This window comes from Paraburkholderia sp. (assembly GCF_024281035.1).
Taxonomy (GTDB): Bacteria; Pseudomonadota; Gammaproteobacteria; order Burkholderiales; family Burkholderiaceae; genus Paraburkholderia.
Genome location: NZ_JAMXLH010000020.1, coordinates 228,856 through 235,891, shown reverse-complemented (window position 1 = coordinate 235,891; position 7,036 = coordinate 228,856). Strand labels below are relative to the sequence as shown.

The window sequence follows — 7,036 nt, the reverse complement described above, 5'->3', positions numbered from 1 at the left end:
GGGGCTTGGGGCTTGGGGCTTGGGGCTTGGGGCTTGGGGCTTGGGGCTTGGGGCTTGGGGCTTGGAGGCTCAGAGGTTTAGAGGCGCAGCGGCTCAGAGGCTCACCGGCTCAGAGGCTCACCGGCTCCTGCTCGAGCGCCACGCCGAAGCGCGCCGCGACGTCGCGCTGGATCGCCCGCGCGAGTTCGAGAATATCGGCGCCCGTCGCGCCGCCGCGGTTCACGAGCACCAGCGCCTGGCGGTCGTGAACGGCTGCCGCGCGCAGCGCGCGGCCTTTCCAGCCGCACTGGTCGATCATCCAGCCCGCGGCCAGCTTCACGCGCCCGTCCGCCTGCCGGTACGAGACGATTTGCGGCTCGCGTGCGAAAAGCGCATCGAACTGCGGCGCGTCGATGACCGGATTCTTGAAGAAGCTTCCCGCATTGCCGATGAGCAGCGGGTCCGGCAGCTTCGCGCGCCGCACCGCCACCACGGCGTCGTAGATCGCGCGCGCATCGGGTGCGCCATCGGCGCCGCGCTCTGCGAGCGCGCGCGACAGATCCGCGTAACCGGCGTTCGGCTGCCACGCCTTGGGCAGCCGGAACGTCACCGACGTGATCACGTAGCGATTGCGCCCTTCGCGCTTGAAAAAGCTGTCGCGGTAGCCGAACGCGCAGTCTTCGGCGTCGAATTCGGTCACCGCGCCCGTCGCCGTCTCGATTGCGCGCACCGATGCGCAGCGATCGGCCATTTCGAGCCCATAGGCGCCGATGTTCTGGATCGGCGCCGCGCCCACCGTCCCCGGAATCAGTGCGAGGTTTTCGAGGCCCGGCATGCCCGCTTCGAGCGTCCACGAAACGAATTCGTGCCAGCTCTCGCCCGCTGCGGCCTCGACGTACCAGGCGTCGGCGTCCTCGCGCACCACGCGGCGGCCGTGCAGCGCCATGAGCAGCACGAGGCCGTCGTAATCGCGCGTGAGCACCACGTTGCTGCCGCCGCCGAGCACGAGCATCGGCAACCCCGCCGCGCGCGGGTCGCGCACGGCGTCGATCAGGTCCGCTTCGCTATCGATGCGGCAGGCAAGGCGCGCGCGCACGTCGAAACCGAAGGTGTTGTGTGCGCGCAGCGCATATCCGGCGGCGAACCACACGGTGGACAAATCGACGGTGATCGGATCAGGGGCGGACATCGCAGCCAACGGAGAAGCGGACAAGACGGACAAAAACGGACAACCCAGGACAAAAAGCGGACTGCACCGGCAGGACAGATCGGGCCTATAACCGGGACAACAACCAGGCCGCTAACCAGGCTAACAACCAGGCCGCCGACCGGACCAACACCCGGTAACGCGCCCGCGGCCGCGCGGCCTTGGGCAAACGCAATGGCGCCGGTAGAATGGCGTCGGTCCGTGATTATAGCGAGTGTGCGGCGCGGCGCCTGTCTGGATGGCCGCCGCCCGCAGCTACAGCACCCGCACTACTGGGAGAAAGCAATGCCATCGTTTGACGTCGTCAGCGAAGCCAACATGATCGAAGTGAAGAACGCCATCGAGCAATCCAACAAGGAGATCTCGACGCGCTTCGACTTCAAGGGCTCGGATGCGCGTGTCGAGCAAAAGGAACGCGAGCTGACCGCGTTCGCCGACGACGACTTCAAGCTCGGCCAGGTGAAGGACGTGCTGATCTCGAAGATGGCCAAGCGCAACGTGGACGTGCGCTTCCTCGACTACGGCAAGATCGAGAAGATCGGCGGCGACAAGCTCAAGCAGGTCATCACCGTCAAAAAGGGCGTGTCGGGCGACCTCGCCAAGAAGATCGTCAGGCTCGTCAAGGACAGCAAGATCAAGGTTCAGGCGAGCATCCAGGGCGACGCCGTGCGCGTGACCGGCACGAAGCGCGACGACCTGCAAAGCGTGATCGCCATGCTGCGCAAGGACGTCACCGACACTCCGCTCGACTTCAACAATTTCCGCGACTGACCGGACTGATCGCACGGGCGAAATGCATACGCTGAAGGCACGCGCCACGGCTGCCGTGCCTTCGCCGCTCGCGACCGCTCGCGACGTGCGAATCCGGCAATCGTTGCCCCAATGTTGTCCCGATGTTGCCCCGATCGCCAGGCGGTCGCAGCGCATAAAGACGCGTGCTTGCTGCGGAAAAAAGCGGGAAAGTAACCCTACTGCCTGAAAAAAGCGCTTGACGCGCCACTGGACACCGGGTACCGTCACCGGGCAAAATCGCCAAAATGCTTGATCGCTCATCTTTTGCCGCTTTATGCGGCTCTCGTTGACCTCTTCTTTTTTGATTTTTCATTCGCCTTCTTTTCTGGGGCGTGAATTTTTGTTCGTTTGTTTAAGGATTTACTAGTGGAAACCGGTACTGTTAAGTGGTTCAACGATAGCAAGGGCTTTGGCTTCATCACCCCGGACAAGGGCGGCGACGACCTGTTCGCGCACTTCTCCGAAGTGAAGGGCACGGGCTTCAAGACGCTGGCCGAGGGCCAGAAGGTCAGCTACGAAACGAAGCGTGGCCCGAAGGGTCTGCAGGCTTCGAACATCACGCCGCTGTAAAGCTGCCTGATGGCGTCCGCCCGTTGGGGCGGAGCGATTCTCTTGCCTTGCCGTGGCGCTCGCGCGCCACGGCAAGGCATTCCTCTTTTCTGGCATTCCTGGTTGTGCCGCACCGGCAGGTGAAAGGTGTGGTGTTCGTGGTTTGTCTCGTCTTCGCGTCTATCGGTCGATATCGGGTTCGCGCCAGCTGGCTCAGAACCGGGTGCTGATCGACGGCGTCGCTCAGGCGTATTCCCCGGAAAATCCGCAGCGCTTCTGGATTGCCGGAGTTCGCCGCCCTGAACATCGTTGCTCCCTGGCCCGGTTCGCGCTCATTCGCTTTCGCGCGTATAGGCAAATTGCGCCGGACAACGCTCTACATCACCCTGCGCGAAAGCGATGCAGTGACCGGCCGTATTCGCCGACGTCTTGCATCGACGCCACACGACGCTCTTTGGAGGCATTGATTTGGCAAAGGAAGAACTGCTGGAACTCGACGGAGTCGTCGACGAAGTGCTGCCGGACAGCAAATACCGCGTCACGCTCGAAAACGGCGTGGTGGTCAGTGCATATGCATCGGGCCGCATGCGCAAGAATCACATTCGAATTCTCGCCGGCGACCGGGTCACGCTGGAGTTGTCGGTCTACGATCTGACGAAAGGTCGGATCAACTTCCGCCACAAGGACGAGCGCGCGCCGAGTGGACAGCCGCGAACCGGCACGTACCGCCGATAAGCGTGCTGCGGCCCTGAACGCACGCATTTGCTTCTGCTCGCTGCGATTGAGTGGCAACCGAGCAACGACTAAGCGAAAACTGAGTGGAAACTAGGCCGCCCCGCGAGGCGGCGCGCTGTGGCGTGCGAGAAACCGGTCGAGCTGGCCAGCGAACGCCTTGCTGTCGCGCGCACTGAAGGGCGTCGGCCCGCCCGTTTCAACGCCCGAATTGCGCAGTTGTTCCATGACGTCGCGCATGGTCAGGCGCTCACGGATATTGTCAGGCGTGAACCAGTTTCCGCGCGGATCGAGCGCGTGTCCGCCGCGCTCGATCACCGCAGCGGCGAGCGGGATATCCGCGGTAATCACCAGGTCGCCCGATGTGACGAGTTCCACGATGCGCGCATCGGCTGCATCGAAACCCGCGGGCACCTGGATCGACTTGATAAACGGAGACGGCGGCGTGCGCAGGAACTGGTTGGCAACCAGCGTCACGCGCACTTCGGCACGCCGCGCGGCCCGGAACAACATGTCTTTGATGACGGCAGGACAGGCGTCGGCATCGACCAGCACTTGCATGAAGATCATTCCAGTACGTTAGGCCGCGATCATATACCAGGCGCTTGCTGCGATTCGGAGCGACGCCACGAATATTTCCTGCGCAGTTTCGCGTGCGGGCGTTCGGTTTTCTGCGGTTCGCCGCGCGTATCTTCAGGCAGCCGACGTCCCGGCCGCAATCGCTTCTTCGATCACGGCCAGCGCATCCAGCATCTGCTCAGGCGTGACGGTCAGCGGCGGTGTAAGCGTCAGCACGTTGCCCATGGTCGTCTTGAACGACAGGCCGCGATTCAGTGCGCGATAGAGTACGGCCTCCGCGAGTTCGTTATCGGGTGCCTTATCCGCGCGGCTTTTCACGAGTTCGATCCCGAGCAGCACACCGCGTCCGCGCACGTCGCCAATCGCACCGAGCCTGCGCTTCATCTCGTCCATCCGTTCGAGCGCAAGCGCGCCCACGCGTGCCGCATTCTCCACGAGACCTTCATCCTCGATGATCTGAATCGTCGTGAGCGCCGCGCGCGTCGTGACGGGATTCTTTTCGTGCGTGTAGTGACCGAACGCCCAGCCGCCCGCCACGTCCAGATCCGCGCGCGCGAGGCACGCGGCGATGGGGAGAATTCCGCCGCCCAGCGCTTTGCCCATCACGAGGATGTCCGGCACGACGCCGTCGTGGTCGCACGCGAACATTCGCCCGGTCTTCCCGAGCCCGGTCGGAATCTCGTCGAAGATGAGCAGCGCGCCGTGGCGGCGACACGCCTCCTGCACGCGTCGCCAATAGCCCGGCGGCGGCAGATAAGGCACGCAGCGCGCGGGCTCGGCGATCACAGCCGCCACATCGCCCTCGCGCGCCAACACGTAATCCACCATGTTCGCGCACGCCATGTTGCATGCGTCGAGTCTCGCCGCGCCGTGCTCGTCGCAGGCGTGCCCGTACGGGCACCGATAGCACGCGAACGGCGCGACGTGCTGCGCCCCCGCGACGAGCGGCGCGGCTGGCCCCGCACGAAACAGCGCTTCGCCCGACAACGCCGATGCGCCGATCCCCGCACCGTGAAACGCATCCCAGAACGACAGCGTCTTGAAGCGTCCGGTGGCCGTGCGAGCGAGTTTGATCGCGACTTCGATTGCGTCGGAGCCTCCGGTTGTCAGGAGTACCTTCGATAAATCGCCCGGCGCGATTGCCGCGAGCTTTTCTGCGAGTTCCACCGCCGTTTCGCAGGCATAGCGGCGCGGCGCGAACGACAGTGCGTCCATTTGCGCCGTGATGGCCTGCTTGAGCCGTGGATGGCCGTAGCCGATGTGGTGCACGTTATTGCCGTGGAAATCCATGTACCTGCGTCCCGCGAGGTCCTCGATCCAGATGCCTTCGGCCTTTGCAATCGCGTTCAGGCACGGCGTGGACACGGACTGGTGGACGAACGCCGCGGCGTCGCGCGCGAGGAGTGCACGCGTGTTGGCGTCGAGCGAGCGCGCTTGCCATGTGTGACGGCGGCCGGTGAGATTGGTGTCGCTTTCCGACTGAGTCACGCTGCCGGCGGGCAATGCGGGCGCACTCATGAGCGCACCGTCGCGAAGGGGGTAATGCAGGAATCGCCGGTGTGTGCCGCCGGTACAGTCATGAAGAAGGATGCAGGCCGCGCATCGTGCGTCGTTGTTCGTTTCATGCGCAACCTTTTTGAATGCATTGAACGGCTCATCTCAAACGTCTCCAGAACGCGCAATTCCCGCGACTGACTCAACCGAAAGCACACTTTACGCGTCGCGCCAAATTCGGTCAATCTGCCACATAATGCCACATAACACGGCGCGCATTGAGGGAGTCCGGCACGGCAACCGGCTGGACGACGAGGGAGCGTGGAAGCGGAAATGCGGCCGGGCTTCAGCCGCCCTCTTCCATCGGCAGAACGATGAAAGAGGGCGAAGAAGGCGTCGCGTTGCTGCGGCGGATTACTGGAAGACCGGTTTCCCGCCGGAGTCCTTCACCTTCGCGCGCCATTGCGTGCGAATTTCGTTGACGACGGCATCGGGCAGCGAGATGTAGTCGAGGTCCTGCGCGGCCTGGTTACCGTTCTTGAACGCCCAGTCGAAGAACGTGAGCGTGGCCTTGCCCTGTTCCGGCTTGTCCTGCGTGGTGTGCAGCATCACGAACGTTGCGCCGACCACCGGCCAGGCGTTCTTCCCGGGTTCGTCGGTGAGGATCTGGTAGAAACTCTTCGACCAGTTCGCGCCGGCCGCCGCCGCTTTGAACGTTTCGATGGTCGGTTGCACCACCGCGCCCGCCTGGTTCTTCATCGCGGTATAGACCATCCTGTTCTGCTTCACGTACGCCCATTCCACGTAGCCGATGGCCCCCGGAAGGCGCTGCACGAATGCCGCCACGCCGTCATTGCCCTTGCCGCCGGTTCCGGTCGGCCAGTTCACCGTCGTGCCTTCACCCACCTTCGTTTTCCAGTCCGGGCTCATTTGCGACAGGAAGTGCGTCCAGATGAAACTCGTGCCGGAGCCATCCGCGCGCCGGACAACGGCGATGTCCGTATCCGGCAGCTTGACGTTCGGATTGAGCGCCGCAATGGCGGGCGCGTTCCATTTCTTGATCTTGCCGAGATAGATATCGGCGAGCACCGGACCGGACAACGTCAGTTCGCCCGGCTTCACACCCGGAAGGTTGACGGCGGCCACGACGCCGCCGACCACGGTCGGAAACTGAAACAGGCCGTTCTTCTGGAGTTCGTCGTCTTTCATCGGCGCGTCGGAGCCGGCGAAGTCGATGGTTTTGGCGAGGATCTGCTTGATGCCGCCTGACGATCCGATGCCTTGATAGTTGACCCGGGCACCGCCGGATTTCAGGTACGCGTCGGCCCACTTGTTGTAGATCGGCGCGGCGAACGTGCTGCCCGCACCGGTGATATCGGCTGACCAGGCCGGTGCGCCGAACAGTCCACTGATGGCCACGCAAAGCACGATCGATGGATTTTTCATGAAACTCTCCTCGAAAGTCTTGTAAGTGTTGCCGTATGAAACTAGTCGGGGCCGGTGACAATTCGGTGACGTGCGCGGCAGACCAAGCCGACTTCCGGGTGGCCGAATGTCGGAATAATAGTCATCGTCGTAGCGCGTGGCGTTTCACGTGCCGGACCGGAAAAAAAAACGGCGCGGCATTCCTGCCGCGCCACCGTTTCGTGCGCCGTTTCGTGCGCCGTTTCGTGCGCCGTTGCGTGCACCGTCCCGCGAACCGTT

At 63.5% G+C, this 7,036-nt stretch carries 7 protein-coding genes; 3 read left to right on the top strand and 4 right to left on the bottom strand.

The genetic code is table 11. The annotated features are described in order from the left end of the window. Positions 1–109: 109 nt before the first annotated feature. Positions 110–1,168 carry a UDP-N-acetylmuramate dehydrogenase gene (gene murB, locus Q0L30_RS05770; RefSeq protein WP_296652411.1) on the bottom strand — a complete coding sequence of 353 codons (1,059 nt, stop codon included), beginning with the start codon at positions 1,166–1,168 and terminating at the stop codon, positions 110–112. Between the two features lie 303 nt (positions 1,169–1,471). On the opposite strand from murB, the gene Q0L30_RS05765 reads away from it, so the two are divergent. The 3 genes from Q0L30_RS05765 (at position 1,472) to infA (ending at position 3,262) form a co-directional block, all read left to right on the top strand. Next, the gene (locus Q0L30_RS05765; protein ID WP_296652408.1) at positions 1,472–1,957 is read left to right on the top strand and encodes a YajQ family cyclic di-GMP-binding protein; all 486 of its coding nucleotides are present in this window, start codon (positions 1,472–1,474) and stop codon (positions 1,955–1,957) included. A 387-nt stretch (positions 1,958–2,344) separates the two neighbouring features. After that, the gene (locus tag Q0L30_RS05760; protein ID WP_293036946.1) at positions 2,345–2,548 is read left to right on the top strand and encodes a cold-shock protein; all 204 of its coding nucleotides are present in this window, start codon (positions 2,345–2,347) and stop codon (positions 2,546–2,548) included. Positions 2,549–2,995: 447 nt separating this feature from the next. Next, the gene (gene infA, locus Q0L30_RS05755) at positions 2,996–3,262 is read left to right on the top strand and encodes a translation initiation factor IF-1 (RefSeq protein WP_296652404.1); all 267 of its coding nucleotides are present in this window, start codon (positions 2,996–2,998) and stop codon (positions 3,260–3,262) included. A gap of 90 nt (positions 3,263–3,352) precedes the next feature. Here the strand turns inward: infA and Q0L30_RS05750 are convergent, their stop codons facing one another. The 3 genes from Q0L30_RS05750 to pstS all read right to left on the bottom strand — a co-directional run bounded on the left by Q0L30_RS05750 (position 3,353) and on the right by pstS (position 6,778). Continuing rightward, the gene (locus tag Q0L30_RS05750; RefSeq protein ID WP_296652435.1) at positions 3,353–3,820 is read right to left on the bottom strand and encodes a YaiI/YqxD family protein; all 468 of its coding nucleotides are present in this window, start codon (positions 3,818–3,820) and stop codon (positions 3,353–3,355) included. Between the two features lie 132 nt (positions 3,821–3,952). Further along, a complete protein-coding gene (locus Q0L30_RS05745; RefSeq protein WP_296652401.1) occupies positions 3,953–5,356 on the bottom strand; it encodes an aspartate aminotransferase family protein in 1,404 nt (467 codons plus the stop codon). 390 nt (positions 5,357–5,746) lie between these two features. Further along, positions 5,747–6,778: a phosphate ABC transporter substrate-binding protein PstS gene (gene pstS, locus Q0L30_RS05740; RefSeq protein WP_296652399.1), complete on the bottom strand. Its 1,032-nt coding sequence runs from the start codon at positions 6,776–6,778 to the stop codon at positions 5,747–5,749. Positions 6,779–7,036: the final 258 nt, after the last annotated feature.

What these genes read in the sequence shown, in the direction of transcription:
- murB (WP_296652411.1), bottom strand. Translation starts at nt 1,168, where the DNA reads ATGTCCGCCCCTGATCCGATCACCGTCGATTTGTCCACCGTGTGGTTC.
- Q0L30_RS05765 (WP_296652408.1), top strand. Translation starts at nt 1,472, where the DNA reads ATGCCATCGTTTGACGTCGTCAGCGAAGCCAACATGATCGAAGTGAAG.
- Q0L30_RS05750 (WP_296652435.1), bottom strand. Translation starts at nt 3,820, where the DNA reads ATGCAAGTGCTGGTCGATGCCGACGCCTGTCCTGCCGTCATCAAAGAC.
- Q0L30_RS05745 (WP_296652401.1), bottom strand. Translation starts at nt 5,356, where the DNA reads ATGAGTGCGCCCGCATTGCCCGCCGGCAGCGTGACTCAGTCGGAAAGC.
- pstS (WP_296652399.1), bottom strand. Translation starts at nt 6,778, where the DNA reads ATGAAAAATCCATCGATCGTGCTTTGCGTGGCCATCAGTGGACTGTTC.